General features: G+C 55.1%; 26 protein-coding genes, 1 tRNA gene and 1 pseudogene. 15 read left to right on the top strand and 13 right to left on the bottom strand.

Annotated features, from left to right (window positions below; translation table 11 throughout):
- The first annotated feature begins 10 nt into the window (after positions 1-10).
- The gene (locus ACP86_RS18750) at positions 11-910 is read left to right on the top strand and encodes a LysR family transcriptional regulator (protein ID WP_014576947.1); all 900 of its coding nucleotides are present in this window, start codon (positions 11-13) and stop codon (positions 908-910) included.
- Positions 911-1,020: 110 nt separating this feature from the next.
- The gene (locus ACP86_RS18755; RefSeq protein WP_014576948.1) at positions 1,021-1,386 is read left to right on the top strand and encodes a hypothetical protein; all 366 of its coding nucleotides are present in this window, start codon (positions 1,021-1,023) and stop codon (positions 1,384-1,386) included.
- Between the two features lie 28 nt (positions 1,387-1,414).
- On the opposite strand, the gene ACP86_RS18760 is transcribed toward ACP86_RS18755, so the two are convergent.
- Together ACP86_RS18760 and ACP86_RS18765 are read right to left on the bottom strand one after the other, a co-directional pair.
- Positions 1,415-2,074: a cupin domain-containing protein gene (locus ACP86_RS18760; RefSeq protein ID WP_053115043.1), complete on the bottom strand. Its 660-nt coding sequence runs from the start codon at positions 2,072-2,074 to the stop codon at positions 1,415-1,417.
- Between the two features lie 66 nt (positions 2,075-2,140).
- Positions 2,141-2,671, bottom strand: a complete 531-nt coding sequence (locus ACP86_RS18765; protein ID WP_008174446.1) for an isochorismatase family protein — start codon at positions 2,669-2,671, stop codon at positions 2,141-2,143.
- Positions 2,672-2,876: 205 nt separating this feature from the next.
- On the opposite strand from ACP86_RS18765, the gene ACP86_RS18770 reads away from it, so the two are divergent.
- Positions 2,877-2,967, top strand: a tRNA-Ser gene (locus ACP86_RS18770).
- A gap of 77 nt (positions 2,968-3,044) precedes the next feature.
- On the opposite strand, the gene ACP86_RS18775 is transcribed toward ACP86_RS18770, so the two are convergent.
- Positions 3,045-3,647: a DUF938 domain-containing protein gene (locus ACP86_RS18775; protein WP_053115044.1), complete on the bottom strand. Its 603-nt coding sequence runs from the start codon at positions 3,645-3,647 to the stop codon at positions 3,045-3,047.
- Positions 3,648-3,675: 28 nt separating this feature from the next.
- Between ACP86_RS18775 and ACP86_RS18780 the strand changes: the two genes are divergently transcribed.
- Entirely contained in the window at positions 3,676-4,269 is a 594-nt protein-coding gene (locus ACP86_RS18780; RefSeq protein WP_053115045.1) for a GNAT family N-acetyltransferase, read from the top strand.
- Here the strand turns inward: ACP86_RS18780 and ACP86_RS18785 are convergent.
- Positions 4,266-4,541 (bottom strand): acylphosphatase, encoded by a 276-nt coding sequence (locus tag ACP86_RS18785; protein WP_053115046.1) that lies wholly within the window; start codon positions 4,539-4,541, stop codon positions 4,266-4,268. The two genes, ACP86_RS18780 and ACP86_RS18785, sit on opposite strands and share 4 nt — an antisense overlap.
- 85 nt (positions 4,542-4,626) lie before the next feature.
- Here ACP86_RS18785 and ACP86_RS18790 point away from each other — a divergent pair, with 85 nt between their 5' ends.
- The gene (locus tag ACP86_RS18790) at positions 4,627-5,340 is read left to right on the top strand and encodes a fructosamine kinase family protein (protein WP_053115047.1); all 714 of its coding nucleotides are present in this window, start codon (positions 4,627-4,629) and stop codon (positions 5,338-5,340) included.
- Between the two features lie 431 nt (positions 5,341-5,771).
- Here the strand turns inward: ACP86_RS18790 and ACP86_RS18795 are convergent, their stop codons facing one another.
- The 6 genes and pseudogenes from ACP86_RS18795 to ACP86_RS22735 form a co-directional block, all read right to left on the bottom strand.
- Positions 5,772-7,445, bottom strand: a complete 1,674-nt coding sequence (locus tag ACP86_RS18795; RefSeq protein ID WP_053115048.1) for an ATP-dependent nuclease — start codon at positions 7,443-7,445, stop codon at positions 5,772-5,774.
- 98 nt (positions 7,446-7,543) lie between these two features.
- Entirely contained in the window at positions 7,544-8,203 is a 660-nt protein-coding gene (locus tag ACP86_RS18800) for a hypothetical protein (RefSeq protein WP_139216053.1), read from the bottom strand.
- A 1,073-nt stretch (positions 8,204-9,276) separates the two neighbouring features.
- A complete protein-coding gene (locus tag ACP86_RS18805; RefSeq protein WP_227507908.1) occupies positions 9,277-9,633 on the bottom strand; it encodes a cytochrome c biogenesis CcdA family protein in 357 nt (118 codons plus the stop codon).
- Between the two features lie 26 nt (positions 9,634-9,659).
- Positions 9,660-10,136 carry a hypothetical protein gene (locus ACP86_RS18810; RefSeq protein WP_011784881.1) on the bottom strand — a complete coding sequence of 159 codons (477 nt, stop codon included), beginning with the start codon at positions 10,134-10,136 and terminating at the stop codon, positions 9,660-9,662.
- Positions 10,137-10,185: 49 nt separating this feature from the next.
- Positions 10,186-10,641 carry a c-type cytochrome gene (locus ACP86_RS18815; RefSeq protein ID WP_011784882.1) on the bottom strand — a complete coding sequence of 152 codons (456 nt, stop codon included), beginning with the start codon at positions 10,639-10,641 and terminating at the stop codon, positions 10,186-10,188.
- A gap of 880 nt (positions 10,642-11,521) precedes the next feature.
- Positions 11,522-12,280, bottom strand: a pseudogene (locus ACP86_RS22735) (IS256 family transposase); the annotation flags it as partial.
- A 190-nt stretch (positions 12,281-12,470) separates the two neighbouring features.
- On the opposite strand from ACP86_RS22735, the gene ACP86_RS18830 reads away from it, so the two are divergent.
- Positions 12,471-13,220, top strand: coding sequence for a TVP38/TMEM64 family protein (locus tag ACP86_RS18830; RefSeq protein WP_053115050.1), 750 nt, complete (start codon positions 12,471-12,473; stop codon positions 13,218-13,220).
- 33 nt (positions 13,221-13,253) lie between these two features.
- On the opposite strand, the gene merA is transcribed toward ACP86_RS18830, so the two are convergent.
- The 3 genes from merA to merT form a co-directional block, all read right to left on the bottom strand.
- Positions 13,254-14,672: a mercury(II) reductase gene (gene merA / locus ACP86_RS18835; protein WP_053115051.1), complete on the bottom strand. Its 1,419-nt coding sequence runs from the start codon at positions 14,670-14,672 to the stop codon at positions 13,254-13,256.
- A gap of 86 nt (positions 14,673-14,758) precedes the next feature.
- The gene (merP, locus tag ACP86_RS18840) at positions 14,759-15,055 is read right to left on the bottom strand and encodes a mercury resistance system periplasmic binding protein MerP (protein WP_011784884.1); all 297 of its coding nucleotides are present in this window, start codon (positions 15,053-15,055) and stop codon (positions 14,759-14,761) included.
- A gap of 14 nt (positions 15,056-15,069) precedes the next feature.
- Entirely contained in the window at positions 15,070-15,420 is a 351-nt protein-coding gene (gene merT, locus ACP86_RS18845; RefSeq protein ID WP_011784885.1) for a mercuric ion transporter MerT, read from the bottom strand.
- 73 nt (positions 15,421-15,493) lie between these two features.
- Here merT and merR point away from each other — a divergent pair, with 73 nt between their 5' ends.
- The 9 genes from merR (at position 15,494) to ACP86_RS18890 (ending at position 23,840) form a co-directional block, all read left to right on the top strand.
- Entirely contained in the window at positions 15,494-15,934 is a 441-nt protein-coding gene (gene merR / locus ACP86_RS18850; RefSeq protein WP_011784886.1) for an Hg(II)-responsive transcriptional regulator, read from the top strand.
- 693 nt (positions 15,935-16,627) lie between these two features.
- Entirely contained in the window at positions 16,628-17,446 is an 819-nt protein-coding gene (gene dsbG, locus ACP86_RS18855; RefSeq protein WP_011784888.1) for a thiol:disulfide interchange protein DsbG, read from the top strand.
- Positions 17,446-18,636, top strand: coding sequence for a protein-disulfide reductase DsbD family protein (locus ACP86_RS18860; RefSeq protein ID WP_011784889.1), 1,191 nt, complete (start codon positions 17,446-17,448; stop codon positions 18,634-18,636). Before dsbG ends, ACP86_RS18860 begins: the two co-directional genes overlap by 1 nt.
- Positions 18,637-18,652: 16 nt before the next feature.
- Positions 18,653-19,243 (top strand): protein-disulfide reductase DsbD domain-containing protein, encoded by a 591-nt coding sequence (locus ACP86_RS18865; RefSeq protein WP_011784890.1) that lies wholly within the window; start codon positions 18,653-18,655, stop codon positions 19,241-19,243.
- Positions 19,244-19,292: 49 nt separating this feature from the next.
- Complete coding sequence (locus ACP86_RS18870; RefSeq protein ID WP_011784891.1) at positions 19,293-19,988, top strand: SCO family protein; 696 nt, start codon at positions 19,293-19,295, stop codon at positions 19,986-19,988.
- Positions 19,989-20,044: 56 nt separating this feature from the next.
- A complete protein-coding gene (locus ACP86_RS18875; RefSeq protein ID WP_053115052.1) occupies positions 20,045-20,620 on the top strand; it encodes a TlpA family protein disulfide reductase in 576 nt (191 codons plus the stop codon).
- 293 nt (positions 20,621-20,913) lie between these two features.
- Positions 20,914-21,306, top strand: coding sequence for a hypothetical protein (locus ACP86_RS22740; protein ID WP_139216080.1), 393 nt, complete (start codon positions 20,914-20,916; stop codon positions 21,304-21,306).
- Positions 21,307-21,445: 139 nt separating this feature from the next.
- Positions 21,446-22,747, top strand: a complete 1,302-nt coding sequence (locus ACP86_RS18885) for a TolC family protein (RefSeq protein ID WP_053115054.1) — start codon at positions 21,446-21,448, stop codon at positions 22,745-22,747.
- Entirely contained in the window at positions 22,740-23,840 is a 1,101-nt protein-coding gene (locus ACP86_RS18890; protein ID WP_053115055.1) for an efflux RND transporter periplasmic adaptor subunit, read from the top strand. The genes ACP86_RS18885 and ACP86_RS18890 overlap by 8 nt, the downstream gene beginning before the upstream one ends.
- The last annotated feature ends 1 nt before the right edge of the window (position 23,841 follow it).

Here is a 23,841-nt window from a genome sequence, read left to right on the forward strand (position 1 = left end):
GGGCAAAGGAATGGAACAGCTTAACCTCCGCCATCTCTACTATTTCTGGGTGATCAGCCGGGAAGGTTCGATCGCCCGAGCCAGTGAAGTTCTGGAACTGGCGCCGCAGACCCTCAGTGGCCAGCTTGCCACGTTTGAAGCCTCAGTGGGTGGGCGCCTGTTCTCCCGGGAAAGGCGCAAGCTGATCCTCACAGACTACGGCCGGCTGATCCTCGGCTACGCCGACGACATATTCGCCCTCACCGGTGAGCTTGCCGAAACCCTGCGGCTTGATCCTTCCGAGCGCCCGCTGACGCTGCGAGCCGGCGTCTCCGCGTCGATTCACAAACTGATTGCCTACTACCTGCTTCAGCCGGCGATGGCGGGCGAGCGGTCCATCCAGCTTGAATGCCAGACCGGGCGCACCGAAGATCTCGTGCTCAGCCTGAAACGCAAGGAGCTGGATCTGGTTTTGACCGACCGGGTGCCACGGTTGCAGGAGGACGGCAATCTCACGGTACACCCTCTGGCGGGATCCAGCATGAGCCTGTTCGCTGCACCAGAGTTGGCAAGAAAGCTCAAAAAGGGGTTTCCCGAATCCCTGAATGGCCAACCGTTGCTGGCCAACGCCACGGATGCACCCTATTTCGAGCGACTGATGAACTGGTTTTCCCTGAATGGGGTTCGCATGAAACTTGTCGCCCGGGTAGATGACAGCGCACTGATCAAGGTATTTGGCAGCCAGGGCTATGGCGTGTTCGCTGCTCCAACCTCAATCCGCGAGGAGGTCTGCCGCCAGTATGAGGTAGAGCAGATTGCCTCAATTGAAGACGTCATGGATGAATTGTTCGCCATCACCCGTGGCCGGAAAACCGCCCATGAGGGCGTCCGTGCCATTGTCGATGCTCACACGGGTGATCGTGACGCCTGATTGCATCGAAAATATCGATCTTAAAAGCTCACAAAAGCTTATTTTATCGAACTCTGTTCCTGTCCATTATGGAGTTGTGAAAGGCAGCAACCCAAAGAGGAGCAGTAGCTATGAAGACCATCCACAAATTCCGTCTGGAACCGGGCAAAGAGCCGACCACGCTCACGCTCAAAGAGGGTTACAGGGTGGTGCGCAGCGAATACATCGTGCCCCATAAGGCCGTCTACCTCTGGGTGGAGCAGCCCCTGAACGTAACCACACCAACCCTTGAGCGGCAGTTCCGAGTCGCTTATTCGGGCGAACCAGTGCCAGACAGCTTCGAATACCTCGATACCGCACTGGATCCATTTGGCCCTGAGGCGTACCACGTGTTTGCAATACCGGCCGGCGAAGAAGAGCTCTTCAATACGGCATCTGACGGTGCAAGCAACGACGCGTTCAGCAGGCAGAACTGGCAACACACAGCGATCTCTTGACCATTTCAGGGCCCTTCGGGGCCCTTTTTTATGGCGTCTCGATCGGCAGGTGGCCGGTTTTTACCCAGATGATTGTTTCCTTGTCCACGAACGGGTGATGCTGGCTCAGGTGGGGGCTCCGAATCCAGGTGCCCGCCGGGTAGCGACCATGTTCATCGCAAAACTCACCGGACAGCACAAATATCTCCTCTCCGCCGAAGTGCCGATGGGGTTGGAAAACCTCATTGGCCGGCCACTTCACCAGGGCCACATGCTCGTGCTCGAATTCGTGCAGCGGCATCACCTCAAGCCCGCCCATACCGGGCCGCCACGGCGCAGTGCGCGTATCGATGCGCACTGTGGATCCATCGCGTTCGTCGAACTGATGCAGCTTGACCAGCAGCGTGCAGCCTTCCTCGCTGAAAGGGGCGTGTCCACTGCCTGGCGGGTTCCGCAAATAAGTGCCGGCCGGGTAGTCGCCGGTCTCGTCGGAAAACACCCCATCCAGAACGAGGATTTCTTCGCCCAGTGGGTGCTCATGCCGGTTGAAGGAGGCACCAGGCTCGTACCTGACCACACTGGTCGCATGACCACGCTCTGCTTCCTCGCGGGCAAGAGGCTTTCTCAAAACACCACCGGCAGGGCTGGGCACCCAATCCTGTTCTTCGGTGCGGATGATGACTTTTTTGGAAAAGTCCATGTTGAGCATTGCGAACCTCGAAACCACCTGAAATTGAAGTGACTAGTTACGTGGGCGCCAGCCTTCCGGATGCCTCTATTTGATCAGGGCCTGAATGTTCCGGAACTGCGGATGTTTGCAATGACGCATCCATTCAAACGCCACCATCTCAAGCGTTACAATCCTGGCGCCGCTCTCGTTCAGGCGGTCCAGAGCGACGTCCCGGTCAAACTCGTTGCGTGAGCCGGTAGCATCGGCTACCACCCATACCTTGTAACCAGCATCCAGCAGGCTAAGGGCGGTTTGCATCATACACACATGGGTCTCGCAGCCACCGATTACAATGTGCTGCCGGCCCTCCGGCAACTGGTCAACGAGCCCATCGGGGCAGGCATCAAAATGGTGCTTGGCCAGGGTCTGGTTGCAGAGCTCCCGGACCGCTTCAACATTATGTCCCAGCTTGTCCGGCAGCTGCTCGGTGCCCAGCACAGGAACTTCCATGAGTCCGGCAATGGTGGCCAGCACGATGCAGCGGTCCACCACCTCGTCGCCATGGCTAATGGCCGGCATCAGCTTTTCCTGGACATCGATGAGCAACAGCGTCGATTGCTCGGCTTTCATCAGCATGAATAGTCTCTCCCCACAAACTGGATGATTATACTTGGCGTTGTACTAACGATAGTCCTGAATCTGCTCAACCGGTAAAGAGAAAACCCGTCTCGCCCGAATTTTTTTGACGATTTTCCCCGGGGGAGTTGCCAAGCGCCCGTAAAACCATTAAAGTTTGCGCCCTCAAATGAGCGACGACGTTGCTGATTTGAAACAGTTTATTGGAGAGGTGGCCGAGTGGCTGAAGGCGCACGCCTGGAAAGTGTGTAAACGTTAATAGCGTTTCGAGGGTTCGAATCCCTCCCTCTCCGCCAATACAAAACCCCAGCAGAAATGCTGGGGTTTTTTATTGGCCGATTGGCAGGGTAGAAAGAACCCTCCCGGGTTCGAGCTAGGATTTTCTCCAAACCAACAACCGATTGTTAGCCGGCATCCCGAAATCCTTTTCAAGCTTCAGCCCGGTTGCTTCACCAAGAGCCTCGAGATCCTCCATATCCCGAATTCCCATTTGCGGCGCCTGTGTTCTCAGCGACAGGTCGAACCGTACATTGTTTTCACTGGTGTGCCGACCGCCATAGCTGAAAGGCCCATAGAGGCAGAAGATTGCGCCCTTGGGTAGGGCCTCCGCCAGGCCGCGAAACATTGCCTGCACTTCTTCCCAGGCCATGATATGCGCCGTATTGGCGGAGAACGCGCCGTCGATGGCGGGCAGGCTGGACCAATCCCCGTTCAATACCTCCAGGGCAATGGGCGGGTTGATATTCGTAAGGTGCGCGTCGTCGATCCACGCCCGGGAAAGCTGGGCGTTCTGAGGGTGATCGGTCGGCTGCCAAACCACGTGGGGTAAGTGAGCGGCAAAGTGAACGGCGTGCTGGCCAGTGCCCGTGCCGATTTCCAGAATGGTGCCCGGCTGTTTGAAAAGCTCGACAAGTTTTTCCAGAATCGGCGCTTTGTTATTCTCGCAGGCTTGAGAAAACGGCTTGTCTTTTTGCATGCTCCGACCTTTCGACAGGGGGTAGTTTATGGCGGTTTCAATACGCCGGCTCAGCGGTGACCAGATTAAACCATACCTGGATGATCTCGCGCGCCTGAGGATCGAGGTGTTTCGCCATTTTCCCTACCTGTACGACGGTGACATGGACTACGAGCGCAAGTACCTCGATACCTACGCCCGCTCGCCAGAGAGCCTCTTCGTGCTGGCCCTGGATGGCGAAACGGTTGTTGGCGCCGCCACGGGCATCCCGATGGACCACGAAACGGACGAGTTCAAAGGGCCGTTCATCGAGCAGGGTTATGAGCCAGACAAGATCTTCTATTTCGGTGAGTCGGTGCTGCTGCCGAATTACCGGGGGCAGGGCATCGGGGTGGCCTTCTTCGACCACCGGGAAGGCTATGCCCGGGAACAGAGCCGTTTCACGCACTGCTGTTTCTGCGCGGTCGAGCGGCCTCAAGATCATCCGCTCAGACCTGCCGATTACCAGCCGCTGGACCCATTCTGGCACAACCGCGGCTACCGAAAGGTACCGGAGCTGACCACCACCTATGCATGGAAAGATGTGGATCAGGCGGCGGAAACCGCCAAGCCCATGACGTTCTGGCTGAGGCGTATTGCCTAACGAACGCTGAAGTTGCTGAATTCCCCGGTTGGCGATTCCGGCGCAATATCCACCGCATCCACACGCGCATCCGGTGGGCCTTCGGCGCACCAGGTTCTGAGTTCGTCCAGGCGTTCCTCCGGGCCTTCGGCCACAATCTCAACTCGTCCATCGGGCAGATTGCGAGCGAACCCCGTCAAGCCCAGGGAAGAGGCCTTCTTTTCCGTGGAGGCGCGATAGTAGACCCCCTGTACCCGGCCGGATATCAGAAGTTGCCAGCGTTTGGTATCCATGGTTTGCTCCCGCTCGTTCTGTCGTGTCAGGCTTTATTTCAATCTACCGGTTCGGGCACGACGACTTCAAGGAGAGAGAACGCTGATGGCCTCCACCCACCTGAAACACAATGCAACTGGTTATGCCGATGCCCTGGTCTGCGAGGCGGAGGGATTGGAACGCCTTGCCAGCGCGCTTGATGAGGCCGGGGTGACTGACGTCGGTGTGCCGCACGTTTATCGGGTGAACGAAACCGAACTCGAAATCACCGCCATCCGGTCTTCCGGTGGCTCAGATCGGGCGCGGGAGGTGCTTGGTGAAGGGCTGGCCAGAATGCATGCCCTGCGTCAGGAGGCGTACGGCTGGGGCAGGGACAATTACATTGGCCTGGCACCGCAACCGAATCGCTGGTGCGACAACTGGGGTGAGTTTTTTGTCCACGACCGCCTTGGCTACCAGGTCTCACGTATTCGTGACGCCAGTCAGAGGACTCGCTTCGAACAGGTATTGGACCAGCACGGAGGCTTGCTGACGGACTGGCTGAACGCCCACTGTGAGCAACCGAGCCTTCTCCATGGTGATCTCTGGAATGGTAACGTGCTCTATGGCTCTGACCGCCCCTGGCTGATTGACCCGGCCGTCTACTGCGGTGATCGTGAAGCAGATATCGCCATGACACAGATGTTTGGTGGCTTCGGCGAAGCGTTCTATCGGGCCTACGACGCGTGTTGCCCACGAACACCGGTTTATGACATGAAGCGTGAGGTCTACAACCTCTACAGGAACTTATACGCCCCTAAATTTTGTATGTTTTGGTGAGTGAGTGAGTGATTGGCGCCTATATGTTAGGCTTTATGACTCCAAGCCTAGATACAAAAACTATAGATACAAATTTTCTTTGCCTCAAGCAATCGACTGATTCCAATTGTGATCTAAATTACGTACAAATATTGGCAATGTCATCGAAGTGGGGTTAGAAATTGACACAATGTTTTGGCTGTTAATGATGTTAAGCGGACACTCGCGTCTTCAAGTGCTGTCTGTCCCTTATCGTCTGAACAAGCAGACACTGTCAAATTTTGTTATGGAAACAATAACTTGGCCGCTTCCCATGCCTAGTAAAAGCTTAGGTCGCAACGCGGACATTCGGGTAAGGCGGTCAATGCCACTGCAATGGCCTCCGTTTGAGGCTAGGGTTTGTAATGTGTATCTGGGCAAGTCCACGTCCGACAACAGCCACTTGTTAGGTTTCAAAGCCCGAATCTCGATGGTTCATTTACCCAATTTGAGACACTACGCATGAATTGCCATACGTCGTTTTCAGAGGGTTTTATATAACCAGGGGATTCAGGATTTTCCCCCATTTTTTCGAAAGCATCCATTATCCAACTTGGACCGTGACGATTTTTTTCAATTTCAAGCGTAGGTAACCATTGCTCTAATGCTCCCCTTGGTACAACAAAGATTCCATATTCCTTTAGATTGTTAAGAAGGGAAGTCAATGTGCCTCTATGCTCTACAGGTATATCATCGATTCCTTGCTTATTAGAATTTACCCCATTATCTTCTAGGAGTCTGTTGACACTACCCCTTAGAACTCCCCAACTTTCTATAAGCGCTTGAGGTACGTTGCAAGATTTACAAAGCTCTTTGAATTCATGGCTCTTTTTAATGATGTCCAAATCGACAATCGCAGCAGACGGTATTCCCATTTTTCTTAATGGAGAAACAATTCTTCCAATTGTTTGTTTGTTTTGTGCATTGATGAATAAACTATCTACAGAACCATCATGAGTAAAATAATTTAATCGCTCATTTATTTCTTGATAAAAAGCTCTATCAGCATCAGACTCAGACACGATTACACTTTCATGAAACATGGCACTTAACACACCAGTTGAGCGTAGGAGTGGATTTCGCATCATTTCATAGATTGTTTCTGAAGATAGAGTTCGAGCTGTTGGCACACCTTTATTATAGGTTAGCCGTGTAATATTTACATTCTGGCCAGCCTGGATACAGCCCATAACGAAGTCAGAACTATGAGTGGAAACAAAAACTTTACTGCCTTTTTCTTTGGTGAGAATGCTAAGTGTTTTCCCGAGTTTTCTGGCGAGAGGAGGATGAAGAAAGGCTTCCGGCTCATCAATCAATAGAACTTTATAATCTTGGCTTAGTGTTGCGGAAACTAAACCTGTGAAAGCTTTGACGCCATCACTCATTTCAGAAATATCTGTAGCATTACTATGAAAACTTCGGGACTCTTCATTAAGCCCTTGCTCTATCATAAGGCTAGGCTCTACATCAGACATTTTTATTCTAAGTGATGTCATTCCTGTAGGGTCAATTACGAAATATTTACCAAGCGCCTCATGTGTAATCATTCTGATGGCTTTCCTGGCATCATCATCCTGAAATAGAGCCATGAGTTGATTTCTTGGGTTTTTTGTTAGATCACCTGAGGGCTTTGGTTCAGTAAGAGTAAATCTTGTTTTTCCATCTAATCTAATTGTGTACAAAGAAAGAAAATTCTCTGCAAAATAAGAAAAATTTTGATTTTTACCTTCAATAAAGTTGAAGATTTCTTGAAGACTAACCTGCTTTATATGATTATTATCGCTGTTGAATAAATCTATTTTTTGGGTAAAAATATGATCATCGAAATGTCTATGACCTTCAGGCTTTTCAGTTTCTTTCGACTGAAGTAGCTCAGTAATTTCTTCTTTAGAGAACCGCTTTGTTCTGAACTCATCAATTATTTTTCTATTTGGCTCTGGGTTGTTGCATAATTGTTCAATTTCTTTAAGTAGCAAGCTTTTACCAGAATTGTTCGGTCCCACAAAAATGTTTATGGGAGTAGCTTCTAGGCAAAGATTGTTGGAACCAGGCTTCTCGCCAAATAAAAATTTAATGCTTTCAATCATGAGTTTCACTCAATCCTATATTCTGAAACCTAATATCGGGCGAAGCCGCCGGTTGGAGCGGCAGCGCAAACCGGCGGCTTGAGCCACTGGTTAAAATTTTACCGAGCTACGCTAGCTGAAATCTTCTCAGCCAATTCATCGAATATTGCGTTTACTTCTTTGTGTAAATAATCGTAGAATGCCTCTTGATCTTCAATTAACTGATCGATCCTGGATTCTGAAAGGTTTGGAATATACTTCTCCCTAGTATTTGCTGCTGCAAAACTTTGGCACTTTCGTTCCATGTCAATAGCTACGTTTTCGATATGACACTCAAGCTCATTAGAAATCCAGATTTTCTGGTAATCAAAGATTCGCCGAAAGTGCTCTATAGTCCGAATAAATGCTCTCGCATCTTCGTCAGTTTTGCTAAACCCTAAATTCTTTGCTGCTTCCCGCAGGCTTAGTATTGCTTCATATATTTCACAAACTGCGCTGATACTTTTTTGGTGATAAGCGCTGAGCTTTATTTGATAATCAACCAAGTCTTTTTCTAGCGATTTTTTTATATTTTCGGTCTCTGTTGTGAGAACCGATTGCTGTTGCAAAACTTTATTGAAATTATTATTAATCTCTCGCAGCTCTCCAGACTTCTTAGCCCTTGAGAATAAGTAGATCAAGGATAGCGCGATTAAAAAACAGAGCGCATTGATCATCAAAAGATCAAGCTTCGCCGCAGTCAACTCCTCAACTATCAGCTTTAATCCCTCGTAGTCCAATGCAACCTCCATAGATTTTAACAGTGATTAGGCTAAGCCTTTCATCATTTCAGAATTTTGACCGCGTCATTATTTCTGACTTTGAATCATTAATCGCGCTGCAAATAGATGAAAGAAAATAGCTTAGCCGAGCATGGCAATCTCTGCCACGTAATCATCTAGCGTCTGCAATTTACTCCGCCAATCATACTAGATGAAATGGCTGTGTTTAGCTTTGAGGCCCTGACCGAATGTCCGTTTTCTGTCTAGCTGAGGTCCGTGAGTGGTCTTGGTATGAAAGCGCTCTTCGGTGGTGCCATCAAACCGCCCCAGCGCGGTCGTGTGCGGTTCTGACGCTGAAAGTAATTTGACAGTAAGTTTTGCCCTCAACTCTTTCCACGACCCGAACGGACTCCAGCATCACCTCATTATGTGCCAGCTGCAGTGATTACCGTCGCTTGTGACGACCCTATTATGGTTGTGCGGCGAAAGGGATTGAAAAAAGAGAAGTGGACACGAGGCCTCTCCCTGGCACGTCACACCACTGGGCAGGTGTCGCGTTTGCCTGGCATCCCTGCCGGTGGTGAGCCCCGATCCGCCTGATCAAATGACTCGGAAACATCATCTGTATTTCAAACGCCGGTCGTAAGTCGATATCGCTGCAAACCGGTTGGGAAATTTCCTACATCTGCCGTCGCAAATATCGGTATCCAAGCAGTGCCTGCGTGAAACGGAGCCTAAAGTTTTAATGGTCGGTGACGCTGGAGAGGGGAAAGATTTATGGTTGCTGACCGAGTTCGTTTGGTATGGCAACCTTGGGGCCCAAAAGAAAGGGAGAGGTTTACAGTCACCCTATGTCCATTCCACACCACCAGGATTTCGCTGCCTTTCTAAACAAAAGCGAACGTTCTAGATCCTCCACTGCGAACCGGTTTTTAATTCAGTCCTGAAGAACAATGAGCCGCTTCAATGGTTCGGCAATGCAAAGCCATTAGTTAACGAAATAGCGGCCCCATTTGTTCATGAAACCTGTTTATACGCAGTATTTGAGCATGAAGCCATGGACCGTTCCCTGTAGTTTGGCTGTAGGAAGCTCAACCAAGCCTTCCGAGAACCGGAAACGTCGACAACATCCACGACGCAAAGAGTGTCATCTGACCGGTGAGCACCATTACTCCCATTACAACGAGCACCAAGCCAGCAAGCGCTCTCAGCAGTCTACTCCAGCGACTGAGCCAGCGTACTCGTTGCCGAAAGTGTTCAATAAACAGGGCGGTTCCGAGAAAAGGAAGAGCCAACCCCAACGAATACGCCGCCAGATACAGCATGCCCGCCTCAGCATTGGCATGCGTGGAGCTGAGCGCCAATATGGCCCCGAGTATGGGGCCTATACAGGGTGTCCAGCCGATGGCAAACGCGGCGCCAATTCCCCAGGTTGCAAGATCAGGAATTTAGTCCCCTAAGTTTTGTAAGTCCGTTAAACTGCCCAGAAATCAAATTTGATACCTTCACTGGAAGGGTCGTTGTCGATGATAACCCTCGACCGCCATAGCATCTTGCCGGTACCGCACTCCGGCAGGGTAATGGTTCCCTGGTAAACACCCTGGGCATTCGGTAGCAGCTGGGTGCGGACCACGCCCATGTACATTTCAAGCCCTTCGAAATCCACGATCAGGGAGTCTGCTGTCATGTTATCGAGACGCACACGAATGGGAATCTCTGTCATCGATTCGATGGCTTCATTACCTAAGCCGACTGTGATGGTTTGATCGCCCTTTCGCCCGATACACTGACCTTCAAAAGGTGCGCATCCCTCGGTGGCGTAAAAAGTGACACCGGCATCCAGATCAGGCTTCAGGTACTGCGGCAACACGAAAATTGCAGCGACCACCAGACTGAAACCGGCTATACCGAATAACCATGACCATTTATTGAAGTGCTGCTTCAACGACATTTTCGAGTTACCGAGATTTAAAGGAGTGTTGTCTGGTATCCGTGAGAAGTCAGGAGGGGCTCTCGGCCTGGTTAATGTCCTGACTTTCGTTCTGTTGATAGCGGCGCTGGTCGTCTGTCCATAGTGTTCTCAGGTACTCGATCACCCACTGAATTTCCTCGTCGGTGAGGGTGTCCTCAAATGCTGGCATAGCCAGCCGATCTGTTTTGTTGAAGGGATGCCGCCATCCCTCGGCAATCATCCTGAACAGCATGGCATCACTGTGGCGCCAGGTGTGGCCGGTCTCATCGTGTGGTGGCGGGGGCATTTCGCCTTTCTCATCCGGTTTGTTCCAGTTGGCCGCACCTTCACCCTGCCATCCGTGGCAGGCGGCGCAGTATTGCTCGTAGATCTGGCGACCCTTGGCCACTTCGGTCGGCAAGCTGTCGCTGTTTGGTGGCGCGCCACCGGCCATCAGAAGGGCCGGGGCAACGAGCAAGACCAGCGGGACAAACCACTTATTCATGAACCGGCACCCATTCGCCAGAGGCGTTCCGCGAAAGCAGGTCTCCGTTTTCCGTGCCCACCACGAGTCCTTCCTTGGGTGAGAATGTCAGAGCGGTGATTGCCTGGGGTATTTCAAGGCCAACCCAGGTTTCGCCGCCGTCAGAACTGTGGTGAAGTTGCCCCTCGATTACGGCGTAGACGTTCTCCGGGGCCGAAGGATCGTAATCAATGGCCGTCACCGCCCCTCGCAATTCGCCGGCATCGCCCCAGAAGCAAAAACAGTCCATGGAACGGGCCACACCACGGGTGGTGCCCGCGAACAGCCAGCCACTTTCCATGCTGCCGGGCATATCCGAGTGCAGGAACGCCTGCACCGGCTCCCGGGGTCCACCGTCAACCTTCACCCATTCGCCACCGCCGTCCCTGGATCGGAACATGCCACCTTCACCAAGATAGGCGTAGAGCGTTTCCGGTTGGGTGGCGTGGGCGGCAATGGCGGTGATTCCGAGATCCGGCAGGGTGTCATTGAGGGAATGCCAGCGCTCGCTAGCATACTCATAGCGCCAGATGCCAAGGCCTGGCCCTGCCAGGTACAGGCGTTCGTCCGCGCCCTTTGCCATGGAACGGGGTTGAGCGCCGGAATCGGACGGTGGCAGCGGGATGTCGGCGGCAGTCTTATCATCAAGAACAAGCAGGCCGCTATCCCGAAGCACCAGCAGGGCGCCGGAGGAGTCAGTCGCCAGCGCTTTCACTGCTTGGGCATCATTCGCAGACTCGGCTTGAACCAGGGCCGGCATGACGGCAACCAACGCGAACAGGAAAAGCCTGGAAACGCCAGAATTCAGGCGGTAAACCATCGTTTTCATGGGGCTGACCTCAGTAATCCTTGTGTTCACGGAAAACACCTTGCTCAGGGCCTTCCAGAAGCCCAGTGCGCCGTCGCCAACAGCTAGCTTGGGCGAAGGCTCCAGGCCTCTTTCCCGTATGTCCGTGAGCAGCTCTCGCCAGCTGGCTTCGGACTCCCGGTGGCCGTCCTCGACCGCAACCAGCTCCTTGTGGCCGTGCTCGGTCACGCCAATGATCACCAGCAGGCAGAGCCGGTCATCCAGGCGGACGTTGCTGTACACGCCGTCCGCCCACCAGTAGACGTAACGCTTCTGGCTCAGGTCTCGTCGCTGCCAGTCCTTGTGCTCATCAAGCCACTTCGCCTTGAGCCGAGACACTGTGTTGGCCGACAGGCCATTGGCTTGTTCACCAACCAGCGCACTCAGGGCCTCCTGGAAATCACCGGAGGAAACACCTCGCAGGTAGAGCCAGGGAATCAGTTCCTCCAGGCTCCGGGCGCGCTTCAGGTAGGGTGGCAGCAGGTGGCTGTTGAAGCGAATGCCAGAGCCACTGCGGTCCCGGACCTTGGGAACCTGGACTTCTACGTCGCTGACGCCTGTCTGAACAGCGCGTTTGGGAAGGTGCCCATTGCGCACCACAGCACGGCGGCCATCCGGCGTCTTGACGTCCGCGTACTGCTTCAACAGGCTCTCCAGCTCCGTCTCAACGGCCTGTGCGATCAGATCCCGGGCACCCTGCCGGATCAACTCGTGCAACGGGTCGTTGCTGGCTACCTCTGGTTGTGAAAGAGCATGCAGGTTAGACTTGGGCATGGCGTATCATTCCTCTGTTGGTTGTGATCTTGGCGGAGATCAACCAACAGGATACGCCACCCCTTCAGCCTGCTTCCATACACCAGAAATCACCATAACTCGGTACTTGGCGTCGCAGCCCTCGGCAAGTACCTGTTTTCGAAAAACAGGGACGATTCTGGACGCGCGAGTAAGAACGCCAGAGGAGATTATGACTACCACCCTGAAGCATGAATTTCATCGGGTACCCATGGCAAGTATGGGAGTTAGACCGAACGCAAAAGCAAAAGTAGTCGGGGTTCTGCTCTTGCTGGTTGCACTGGCTGCGATCTATTGGGTCATGCTGGAGACCGGAGCATTGACCACCGTGACCAACAAGGCGGCCTTGTCGGAATGGATTGACCAACTGGGGTATTGGGGGCCGGTGGGTATCATTGGCCTGATGATCACGGCCATTGTCCTGAGCCCGATCCCCAGCGCCCCGATCGCCATGGTTGCCGGTGCGGCCTATGGATCGCTATGGGGAACAGTCATCGTAGTTATCGGTGCTGAGGCCGGCGCACTGATCGCTTTCGCCATTGCTCGATCCTTGGGGTACGACGTTATCCATCGCTGGAGGCGGGTACGTCCGGTATTGAATTGGCTGGGCAAGGACCGCTCCCAGGGCGGGTTGATGCTTGTCATTTTTGCGTCGCGATTGGTGCCCTTTATCTCCTTCGATGCCGTCAGCTATGCAGCCGGCCTGACACCGATCGCGTTCTGGCGATTCGTGGTCGCAACTCTGGCCGGTGTTATTCCGACAGCGTATTTGATCACAGCGTTTGGTGGCTTGCTCATGGCATCTGAGTCCGGGGTGGTGACCGGGCTTCTGATCCTGGTCAGTGGCATTACCCTGTTACCGATTGTTGCCAAGCTGCTCATGGCTCGCCTAAGGCACCAGAAAGCGTCCGAACTTGCATAATAGAGGTTGGGTTGAAGGCGCCTTGGCAAATACTCATCCCGCACAGCAGGACAGCTGTTTCACATCTTTGGTGAAGGTTTGCGCGCAGAGCTTGAGGCCTTCCACCATGGTCAGATAAGGAAACAGTTCATCGCCGATGTCCTGCACGGTCATCCGTGACCGAAGTGCAATGACTGCCGTCTGGATCAGTTCACCGGCTTCCCCGGCTACCGCCTGCACCCCCAGCAAGCGTCCCGAATCGCGCTCGGCCACCATCTTAATAAAGCCATGGGTGTCGAAATTCACCAGCGCTCGCGGCACGTTTTCCAGATCCAGCAGACGGGTGTCCACACTGTAGCCCTGCTTGAGCGCTTCGGCCTCTGTCAGGCCAACTGTGGCGACCTGAGGGTCGGTAAACATCACCCCCGGCATGGCGCTGAGATCCAGGGTGGCCTCGCCTCCCGTCATGTTGACCGCAGCCCGGCTGCCCCCGGTAGCGGCGACGTAGACAAACTGCGGCTGATCGGTGCAGTCACCGGCGGCATAGACAGCGGGGACCGTGGTTTGCAGTTGCCCATCCACCTGAATCGCGCCACGGGAGGTTTCCACACCGATGCCCGCCAGGTTAAGGGTGTCGGTATTGGGTGTCCTGCCGGTCGCCACCAGCAGTTGATCCGCTCGCAGAGTGCCGGAGAGAGTGTCCGAATGGGTGTCGACGATGAATTCATTGTCGCTATAGTCCACACGGCTGGCCCGGGTCTGTTTGAGCACCTCAATTCCGTCTCGCTTGAACGCTGCCTCCATGGCTTCACCGATGGCCGGGTCTTCACTGGACAGAAATCGGCTGCGGGCCAATACAGTGACTTCGCTGCCCAGCCTGGCGAAGGCCTGAGCTAGCTCCAGGGCAACGAAACCAGCGCCGATCACGATCAGCCGTTCGGGCACTGTGTCCAATACCAACGCACTAGTGGAGGTCAGGTAGGGCGTCTCAGCCAGCCCCGGTATCGACGGCTCTGCGGGACGGGCGCCAGTGCCAATAAAGGCGCGATCGAAATGGACGTTCTGCTCGCCGCCCTCGTTCAACTGGACCACCAGGTTATTGGCATCGACAAACCGGGCTTCACCGTTCAGGACCGTGATTGCCGTCTGGTCGCGCAGAATCCCTTCGTACTTGGCGTCGCGCAGTTCCTCGACACGCGTCTGCTGTTGCTGAAGCAGGTTCGCCCGGTCCACCTTCGGTATCTGGGCGCTGACGCCCCCGTCAAATGGGCTCTCCGTGCGCAGATGCGCGATATGCGCGGCACGACTCATGATTTTCGACGGCACGCAGCCGGTATTCACGCAGGTACCACCAATAATGCCGCGCTCGATCAGGGTGATGCGGGCGCCGCGCTCCGCGGCCTTCAGGGCAGCCGCCATGGCTGCGCCGCCGCTACCAATCACAGCGATATGCAGGTTTTTGTCACTATTCATTCCGAGTTCCTTGAATTACTGGGGCATTGTCACGGCAGGCGCCGAGTCGCGTGTAACAGAGGGCGCTTGGAGTCCTTTATCACAACTCACTTACTGTCCGTTTCCAGGGATTTCAGGGTGGAGGGATAGCCGACATCGCCCGTTGCCTGGGTTAAGGCTTCCACCGATGTTCGTGTGTCGTCAAAGGTAATCACGGCTTCTCGATCCGGATAGCTCACGTCGACTTGTGAAACACCGTCCACCTTGTTCAAGGCCAGCTTGATGGTAATGGGGCATGCGGAACAGGTCATCCCCGGAACTGAAAGCGTCACTGTCTGCATGGCGGCCCACGAGGGCATGCTGAGCAGGGCGAAAAGCAACGTCATGGCAAAGCGCATTTTCATGGGACAATCTCCTTTCAATAAAACAGAGGAAGGGCATAGGGAAACAACAGGGCGACCAGTATCAGTGCCGTTACTGCCCAAAAGATCACCTTATAAGTCGTTCGCACCCGTGGTACGGCACACACTTCACCGGGTTGACACTGTTCCACTGGCCGGAAGATTCGACGCCAGGCGAAGAACATGGCCACCAATGCAACGCCGATGAAAATCGGGCGGTAAGGTTCAAGAGCCGTGAGGTTGCCCATCCAGGCACCGGAGACACCCAGCGCGACAAGTACCAGCGGTCCGAGACAGCAGGCCGAAGCCAAAAGGCCCGCAATACCTCCCGCAGCCAAGGGGACACGCCCCGATTTGGAATTCGGCATAACGCTGACACCTTTCATGGTTTCATTCGATGAGATAAGATTACTTCCGTAGTCAGCTACGGAGTCAAGGGGTATGCCGGATAAAGCGAATTCATTGACCATCGGTGGCCTGGCTAAGGCTGCCAACGTCCATGTCGAGACAATCCGCTATTACCAGCGGCGACGTCTAGTACCGGAGCCGGAACGTCCTCCAGGTGGTATTAGGCGCTATGGTCCAGCTGATATCGAGCGGTTAATGTTCGTGAAAACGGCTCAGCAGCTGGGCTTCAGTCTTGTCGAAATCAGTGACCTGCTACAACTTGAAGATGGCGCTCACTGCCAGGAGGCCAGCGCTCTGGCCGAGCACAAGTTGCGGGACGTGCGTGAGAAAATCGACCAACTGGGGAGAATCGAGAAGGTACTGGGCGAGATGGTTGAGCAGTGCCATGCCCATCCGTACAATATTACCTGCCCATTGATTGCATCATTGCATGAGGGGGCAGTGGGGGGGAACGATCAACGTGAAAGAACATGATTTTCACTCGACTGAGGGCTCGAGGGAGAGCGGATGTTTTATCCCCGGATAGTCCCCACACCCAAGCTTCTGAGGAACTTATGTGCGCCGCCAACATCTTACTCTGGTAGCCGAATTGGCGGATACGGTGATGGAGCGTGTCTGTTTGCACTTCCGCCAATGTAGGTTAAAGTGGGCGACTATCTTCCCACGCGGAAGATGTTTTAGCTGTTCTGTAATCAGGATATCAGTGCGATGACCACACGGCTTATGGGACTGGCAGTACTACTGCTCGTGGCTCTTCTCCCCGTTGCACAGGGAGTTGCCGCGACCTCTTTTGAAGCGGAACCCATGGCCGAGGCTTGTGTCATGTTGCCAGACACCCAGGTGATGCATGACTGCGCCGGGCTCAATGCCGAGGGCAGCTGCAGTAGCCCGTGTTCAACGTCCCATGTCGGGAAATCTGCAATTAGAGACTCGGTAGTGCTGTTATCTTCCCCCTGCCCGAAAGGCTATTCTTCTCATTCCGGCCGTGTACTTTCTGGCCCAGACCCTTTTCCTCCCAAGTAATCAACAGTCTCCTGAACCTTTGATTACCAGAGGCTTTCGCTTCGAGTGCCTGTCGTTTGGCCTTGCGCGGTAGACCACCACGTAGGCAGCTTTGCTGGTGATTTTATCGACTGATGAATACATGAAAACGGGAACGTATCTGTGATGTCATTCTATCTGGAATACCCGGTGCGCGGCATGACCGTGCTCTGCCATAAGCTTTCGATGGCACTTTTTTTGAGTTTATTCGCTGCCTTGGCCTCGGCGTCACCACCAATGGACCCGGGAATCAAGGCACTGCAGGAGAGAATCGGTTTTACGGTGACTGAACGCTTCTCCACGCCAGCCGAGGGCGTGACCGGCTATGTTGTAAAGACCGGCGACGGGAAAACCGGAATCCTCTATGGTCTCGGTGACCTCACTTTTTCCGGCGCACTTCTGGAGAGTGATGGCAACGATCTGACCAGCGAATATTCCGCTCGTTATATACCGAAGCCGACGTATGCGTCGGTTGCCGAGCAGCTCTCCCGGGACCCCCATCTGGTGAGCGAGGGCGGTAAAGATGCCCCTGAGGTCTATATCTTCGCGGATCCCAACTGCATTTTTTGCCACAAATTCTGGCAGCAAACCAGGGATTGGGTTGCGGAGGGGAAAGTCAGGTTGCACTGGGTCATGGTTGGGTTTCTCAAACCGTCCAGCCTGGGGCTTTCTGCAGCAATCATGAACGCAGAGGATCGAGCCGCGGCGCTCCAGGTGTTTGAGGAAAACTTCGGAAAAAGCGGTGACGGCCGCGGCATTTCTGAACTCACTCCGATCCCGGCCGACCTTCAACAGGCCCTCGAACAACACGGTCAGTGGATGGCCGAGGCGGGTTTCAGCGGGACGCCAGGGCTGCTGTTCAAGGACACGAGCGGACAATGGCGGGGCCAGACTGGTGTGCCCAGCCAGGAAGCGCTCGGCAGGATGCTGGGAGTCACTGAGTAATGGATCAGCTGCCCTCATTACTCATTGCCGGCCAGATCATGATGGCGGTTATGGCAGGTCTACTGCTGAACCTGACGCCCTGCGTGCTGCCCGCGATCCCCATCAAGGTCCGGACCATCCTGCGGGAGGCGGGCGGCCAGAGGTCCCATCGGGTGCTGGCCGCGTTGGCATTCACGGCCGGAACACTCACCTTTTTCCTGACGCTGGGCGGCCTGACCGCACTGCTGCAGTGGAACTGGGGCACATTGTTCCAGTCAACGCTATTCGTGGCCGTCCTGGTTGCGTTAATGGTCGGGTTTGCGGTGATTACCTGGCTCGATCTGCCCATCCCCGTCCCGACATTCGCCGCCTCGGCGCATGGCCGGCGTTACTTTGAAGCCTATGTATCCGGGCTGTTGAGTGCGATTCTGGCCGCGCCCTGCGCAGGACCATTCCTCGGTGGCGTTCTGGCCTTTGCCGTTACCCAGCCGACACCGGTCATCATGGGGATATTCGGCAGTATCGGGCTGGGGCTGTCGTTGCCCTACGCGGTACTGATGCTCAGGCCCGAGTGGCTGAGCCGGTTGCCCAAGGCGGGCCCCTGGACCCTGGCCATTCGTGAAGTGCTCGCGCTGATATTGCTGGCCGCCGCCGTCTTTTTCAGCGCGAGCCTGGTGCCCAAAGCGGTATACCCCTGGCTGTGGTGGGCCTGGCTGGCGCTGGTGCTGGTCTGGGGTCTCCGTCGTTTCGTTCAGGGGAGCGGTGCCGTTCGCGTGATCACTGCAACGGCGACAGGCCTTGCCCTTGCGGTGACAGTGGTATTCGCATCTCCGTTGGGCAGCGGCGAAGACGAACTTGTCTGGCAGCCCTACTCCGCAGAACTCCTGGCGGACACAAAAGCCCGTGGCACGCCGTATTTGCTGGAGTTCACTGCCGATTGGTGCATCAACTGCAAGGTCCTGGAGCGCACCGTGTATAAAGAGCCCGCTGTGGCTGAAGCCGTAGCGCGGGCCGGCATGGTGCCGATTCAGGTGGATGTGACAGCAAGCGATCCCGAAAAAGACGCATTGTTAACCGCGACGGGTGGGCAAGCTTTGCCTTTTGCGGCGATTTTTGACGCTGACGGCACCGTTGTCGCCCGTTTCACTGGGCTCTTTGATACCGACAGCCTGGTCGAGGCGATCAACCGCACCGAGAATTCACAACCCTAGATACTGGAGATGAACCATGACAACCCAAGCCAAAGTATTGCTGACCGGCATAGCGGTTTTTCTGATCGCGATCGCGGCGTTCATGTTGATCGGTACCAATTCCGGAAAGGCCCCTGGCTCAGCCCAGCCTGAACAAGCCAGTTCCGACCCCCAGGCGCCAGTTGCCCGCACGGGGTTGGCAGATTCTTCCGATAAGGTCCGCCTCAATCTTGCGGAAGGCGGCAAAGCCCTGATAGGGGAGACCGGTGAAATCGTTCTGACACTGGACATTGAACCGGGCTGGCACGTGAATGCGAATCCAGCCTCCATGGAGTTTCTGATCCCCACCGTCGCCAAGTCTTCGGCTGGCGGCCAGTCGCTCGATATTCCGACGGAGTACCCGCGCGGCCGGGTCAGTGACATTGTGCTGGGTGACACCGCCCTGGAGGTGTACGACGACGGTGCGAGCATCCGGCTGCTGCCAGATGAAAAACAGACCGCCGCGCTGAAAGAGGCAGGCAAGCTAGACATGACGGTACGGGTACAGGCCTGCAGTGACGAGGGCGTTTGCCTGGCACCAGCTGACCTGCCCGTTGCGCTGAATCTGGACGATATCAAGCCACAATAAACCGGGACTCCCTTCGGAAAACAACTCAAATGGAGAATGACTGTGAACAGTGTATTCAGAATTGCTGATTGCCATGGTTGCCCAGGTCAGCACCAATGCCATGGCCCATTCCATGGAAGATGTGGAGGCCTCGTTGAACGAGAAAGAGCGGTATGCCCAGTTTGTGGATCAGCCGGCCCCTGAATTTGATCTTACAGGCGTTGATGGCAATACCCTTGCCCTTGCCGACTTAAACGGCAAAACCGTTGTGCTTAACTTTCTCTACACGCGCTGTACCGAGGCCTGCCCTTTGCATATGAACCTGATCCGGCAGTTGCAAACCGGGGTTGAAGAAGAAGGGCTGAGTGAAGAGGTGGTGTTCATCACCATTGCCACGGACCGGGAAGATGTTGCAGGCACCCGGAGAAACATGCGTGCCTACGGCGAGAATTTCGATCTGAATCCCCGCAACTGGCAATTCCTCTACCGAGCCAGGATGGAACCACCTGAACTGACACCAGAACTTGCTAAAGCCTACGGCGTTCAGTTCAGGGATACGGGTGAGGGTGTACAGGTCCATGGTGTGGTAACCCACGTGATTGACCCGGAAGGGCAGATGCGGGCCCGGTTCCATGGATTGAAATTCAAGCCTGAACACCTGGTGACCTACCTGACGGCCATTGCCAAAGGCCCCAACGCGGCAGCCGATGATGGGTTCTGGGGCCGACTGCACGGGCGAATTGAAGAGCTGTTACAGAGTGAGTAACGCGTGGGGCACCATGCCGGCAACAAACCGACCACTGTAATCAGGAGTAATGTCCAATGAGTCACCAGCGCATATCCGCCGCCCGGGGAATCGCCGTAGTCCTTTTCGCGCTTGCTATTTCCATAGCCGCTCCAGTTATGGCTGCAGGGAAGGTTCCGAAGTCCGTGGGGCCCCAGGGGTTCCTGATCTGGGAGTCCCCTCGCACTCTGCCCGAGCTGGCTTTTGAAGACGAAAACGGCAGACCGCTGACACTGGCTGACTTTCAGGGCAAGGTGATTTTGCTCAATATCTGGGCGACCTGGTGCGCACCCTGCCGTGAGGAAATGCCGACGCTGGACTCACTTCAGGCTCAACTGGGCGGCGAGCATTTTGAAGTGGTTGCGCTGTCCGTTGACCACTCAGGCATCAGCGTTGTTGAAAAATTCTACCGGAAAACCGGCATCCAACATCTTCGCCAGTATATTGATCCGTCGACAATGGCGACCTCAACACTGGGCATAGAAGGTGTTCCTACAACGCTGCTGATTGATCACAACGGTCGCGAAATTGGCCGCCTGGTCGGTGCCGCGGAATGGGACAGCCCGGCCATAGCGGATTTGATAACCCGTACCATTGACGGGGTTCCAGACTGACCGATGGTCAGTCCGACTGGACGTCTGCAACAAACGCCTTGACCTTAAAGTTGGCTCGGGCGATTCAGCTTTGGCCAGGCGATTAATTCAAGGTCAAGTCATATATATTGAAAGTCTGTCTTTGCAGAGGCAATGACCATGATAAAGAATTTATTGAATTGATTCCGCTGGATTGGAATAACCGCTCGTTCAGCCGCTTCCTTTTACCTCTTTATGAGAAATCCGGGGTAGAAGATTGAAACTGGAGACTAATCTGTTGCCTGGCATTGGGAGAATGGGTATTATCCGATCCTATGCATCGATCGCAATTAACCACGCTCAAGAAAATTTTCTGGGTAACGTATTTGGCTGTCGCCCTGGTCTTCATCCAAGGCGCGCGATTGCATATGCATACCTACGATCATGAGCCGACCACGTCGGAACATGTGCATCAGGATCAAAGCCACGTCGACTACGGTGCTTCGGGCAAGAAACATCCTGACGAAGTGGGTCACATCGACCTGTCTCAACAAGGAGCCCTGAAAAAACTGCCGCTTGGGTCGATGGTCCTCGCCCTGTTTGCGGCAGTGATTCTACTTCTGCCGAGACGATTTTGCTCTCAGGTATTGTGGCGCCTCTATCGCCATACAAGGTTTCTTTCTTCCCCTTTCAGTCTAAGGCCGCCTCTGCGCGCGCCCCCTCTCTGAGAATCTGAGACTTCCCTTTAGATGGTTTTGCCTGCAGAGACTTAGTATTGGTCTGTGCATTAGCAATGCCGCATGGCTTTTTATCTTGGATGCTTTTGCGCGCGTGTCGTATCACCGACGCAGCGCTTAGGAGTGGATAATGTTCAATGTTTTTTTCTTGGCGCGCCGAAAAAATCGGCGAGCGGTGGTGCTGTGGTTCCTGCTGTCTTGTACTGCGTCGGTATCGGTCATGGGTCAATCGCAGGGTATATGGACACTGGAAGACAGTATCCGGCGTGCGGTTGAGATTGCGCCGGAAATTCGTGGTGCGCAGGCGACTGTCAATGCCCGCCGGGGTGCTCTGCAACAGGCCGGTGTGTGGCCGAACCCGCAGATCGAATTGCGTGCCGACGACAGTATTGGCAAGGACGCGGGCACCGGAGGTACTGATTTCACCCAGTTTGCGATCAGCCAGCCGCTGCCACTGAGTGGTCGTATCGGGTACCAGAAGGCGGTTGCCGGGGCGGGACTGGACGCTGCCCGGGCCGAACAGAGCTATCAAAAGATTCGTCTGGAAACCCAGGTAGCGCAGCGCTATCACAGCTTGCAGTTGGCTTGGGAGCGCCTTCGCCTGGCGGAGGAACGCTTGCAACTTGCCGATGACCTGCAGAACACCGGGCGCCGACGCGCTCAGGCCGGTGAGCTTTCTGACCTGGAGCGCTTGCGCATGGATCTGATCCGGGAAGCCGCGCAACAGGAATTAAATAGTGCAGAAGGCGCATACAATGAAGCGCTCAGCAGATTTCGCGTCTACTTGGAGCTACCCGGAGAGACGACACCTCGATTGACTTCCCTTCAACCGTTTGGCCCCGTCCACGGGCTGGAGCAGTTGCAGGCTGGTCTGGCGAATCATCCGGCGCTGCTCGCCGCGAAACACCGAGTCGAGGCAGCGCGATCAGGTGTGGACTTGGCCCGTGCTGAGCGTTTGCCAGATATCAGCCTGCGGGTGTTTCGTGAGCAGGATTTACTAAACGGACGCCGTCAGGATGTCACTGGAATCGGCCTGGGTATCACCATACCTCTCTGGGACCGAAACAGCGGTCGCATTGGAGAAGTCCGGTCACAAGTAATTGAGGGCCAGTCGGAGCTACAGGCGCTGGAACGGGATTTGGATAGTCGCTTGCAGCGGAGTTTTTTGAATCTGAATCAGCTCATTAAGCAGGGTGAGCATTACCGCGCGCGAGTTTTCCAGCCTGCGCAAAAAGTATTCGAACTGACGCGCAAGGCATACGCCAACGGTGAGGTGGAAATTCTCTCGGTAATCGATGCCAACAACACCTATTTTGACGCCCATGAACGCTATTTGGAGCTGCTGCAAAAGGCCTGGCTGGAGGCTGCAGATTTGCGCCTGGCGGCTGGTCGTGCCCTTGTCCTCACTGAACAGGATACTGACAATGAATAAGCTACTAGCCACACTGTTTTTCCTGCTGATTCCGGCGCTGGCGCCGGCCGCTGAACTGGAGCTGACCCAGGAGCAGTTGACCAGCGCCGGGCTTACGACCACCACCGTAACTACCCGCGAGCTCAAGCCGCGTCTGAAACTGACCGGCACCCTCACTGCCGACCGGCGCAAGAGCAATCGTGTCACCCCTGTCGTGGACGGCATGGTGACCGAACTGCTGGCGGTGGAGAACGAGGCAGTGCGCAAGGGGCAGGTGCTGGCCCGCCTGCGCAGCAACAGCCTGGGCCAGGCGCAGGCCGACTATCTGGAAACGTTGGCCCGCTTCGAACTGGCGCGCGCCGAGCGCGCCCGTATCGAAGGCTTGTGGAAAGACGGCATCGTCGCCGAAAGCCGTTGGCTCAAAGTGGACAGTGAATACAAGAGCGCCCGCGCCACGCTGGATGCGCGGCGTCGCTTGTTGTCGCTTGCCGGCCTGTCTGATCGGCAGATACAGGCCCTGGCGCAGAAACCGGACCGCCTGGCGGAGTTCGAGTTGACCAGTCCTATCGATGGGATGGTCACCGGGGTCGAGATCGAGTCAGGTCAGTTGATAACCGCTGGGCAGACCGCCTTTCACGTGGACGACCTGTCCAGCCTGTGGGCCGAGGTACGCATCCCTGTCGCCAACTTATCTGAGATCAAACCGGGTGCGGAGGCCACGGTCCAGGTACAGGCCAGTCCCGGGCGTGAATACCGTGGCCGCCTGCAATCGCTTGCGGCTGAGGTGGACCGGCAAAGTCAAACCCTGGGCGGACGCATCGTGGTCGATAACCCGGACGGCCAGTTGCGACCCGGCATGTACGCCACCGTGACCCTGACCGGTGTGGCCTATCGAGGACTCATGGTGCCCGCCAGCGCCGTGTTCCGGGTGGGTGAGCAGGCCTACCTGTTCAAGGTGCTGGGCCCACGGCGCTATGCGCCAACGCCGATCGAGATCGGGCTGGAGTCGGAAGGCTGGATTGCGGTGCGCGGCGGCATTGAGGCGAATTCCGAGATCGTTAGCGGCGGCGTGGCCGAGCTCAAATCCCACTGGCAGTACCAGGGGGGTGAGTAAG

It is taken from the genome of Marinobacter sp. CP1 (genome assembly GCF_001266795.1).
GTDB classification, from domain to species: domain Bacteria; phylum Pseudomonadota; class Gammaproteobacteria; order Pseudomonadales; family Oleiphilaceae; genus Marinobacter; species Marinobacter flavimaris.

Bases quoted from the DNA above. Each gene is read 5' to 3' on its own strand.
- ACP86_RS18860 (WP_011784889.1), top strand. From the start codon at position 17,446: ATGGATCAGCTGCCCTCATTACTCATTGCCGGCCAGATCATGATGGCG.
- ACP86_RS18875 (WP_053115052.1), top strand. From the start codon at position 20,045: ATGAGTCACCAGCGCATATCCGCCGCCCGGGGAATCGCCGTAGTCCTT.
- ACP86_RS18765 (WP_008174446.1), bottom strand. From the start codon at position 2,671: ATGCTGATGAAAGCCGAGCAATCGACGCTGTTGCTCATCGATGTCCAG.
- ACP86_RS18785 (WP_053115046.1), bottom strand. From the start codon at position 4,541: ATGGATACCAAACGCTGGCAACTTCTGATATCCGGCCGGGTACAGGGG.
- ACP86_RS18760 (WP_053115043.1), bottom strand. From the start codon at position 2,074: ATGCTCAACATGGACTTTTCCAAAAAAGTCATCATCCGCACCGAAGAA.
- ACP86_RS18810 (WP_011784881.1), bottom strand. From the start codon at position 10,136: ATGTCGTTGAAGCAGCACTTCAATAAATGGTCATGGTTATTCGGTATA.
- merA (WP_053115051.1), bottom strand. From the start codon at position 14,672: ATGAATAGTGACAAAAACCTGCATATCGCTGTGATTGGTAGCGGCGGC.
- ACP86_RS18890 (WP_053115055.1), top strand. From the start codon at position 22,740: ATGAATAAGCTACTAGCCACACTGTTTTTCCTGCTGATTCCGGCGCTG.
- ACP86_RS18790 (WP_053115047.1), top strand. From the start codon at position 4,627: ATGGCCTCCACCCACCTGAAACACAATGCAACTGGTTATGCCGATGCC.
- dsbG (WP_011784888.1), top strand. From the start codon at position 16,628: ATGTCATTCTATCTGGAATACCCGGTGCGCGGCATGACCGTGCTCTGC.
- ACP86_RS18775 (WP_053115044.1), bottom strand. From the start codon at position 3,647: ATGCAAAAAGACAAGCCGTTTTCTCAAGCCTGCGAGAATAACAAAGCG.
- ACP86_RS18815 (WP_011784882.1), bottom strand. From the start codon at position 10,641: ATGAATAAGTGGTTTGTCCCGCTGGTCTTGCTCGTTGCCCCGGCCCTT.
- ACP86_RS18865 (WP_011784890.1), top strand. From the start codon at position 18,653: ATGACAACCCAAGCCAAAGTATTGCTGACCGGCATAGCGGTTTTTCTG.
- merT (WP_011784885.1), bottom strand. From the start codon at position 15,420: ATGCCGAATTCCAAATCGGGGCGTGTCCCCTTGGCTGCGGGAGGTATT.
- ACP86_RS18755 (WP_014576948.1), top strand. From the start codon at position 1,021: ATGAAGACCATCCACAAATTCCGTCTGGAACCGGGCAAAGAGCCGACC.
- ACP86_RS18830 (WP_053115050.1), top strand. From the start codon at position 12,471: ATGACTACCACCCTGAAGCATGAATTTCATCGGGTACCCATGGCAAGT.
- merR (WP_011784886.1), top strand. From the start codon at position 15,494: ATGCCGGATAAAGCGAATTCATTGACCATCGGTGGCCTGGCTAAGGCT.
- ACP86_RS18885 (WP_053115054.1), top strand. From the start codon at position 21,446: ATGTTCAATGTTTTTTTCTTGGCGCGCCGAAAAAATCGGCGAGCGGTG.
- ACP86_RS18795 (WP_053115048.1), bottom strand. From the start codon at position 7,445: ATGATTGAAAGCATTAAATTTTTATTTGGCGAGAAGCCTGGTTCCAAC.
- ACP86_RS18750 (WP_014576947.1), top strand. From the start codon at position 11: ATGGAACAGCTTAACCTCCGCCATCTCTACTATTTCTGGGTGATCAGC.
- ACP86_RS22740 (WP_139216080.1), top strand. From the start codon at position 20,914: ATGCATCGATCGCAATTAACCACGCTCAAGAAAATTTTCTGGGTAACG.
- merP (WP_011784884.1), bottom strand. From the start codon at position 15,055: ATGAAAATGCGCTTTGCCATGACGTTGCTTTTCGCCCTGCTCAGCATG.
- ACP86_RS18780 (WP_053115045.1), top strand. From the start codon at position 3,676: ATGGCGGTTTCAATACGCCGGCTCAGCGGTGACCAGATTAAACCATAC.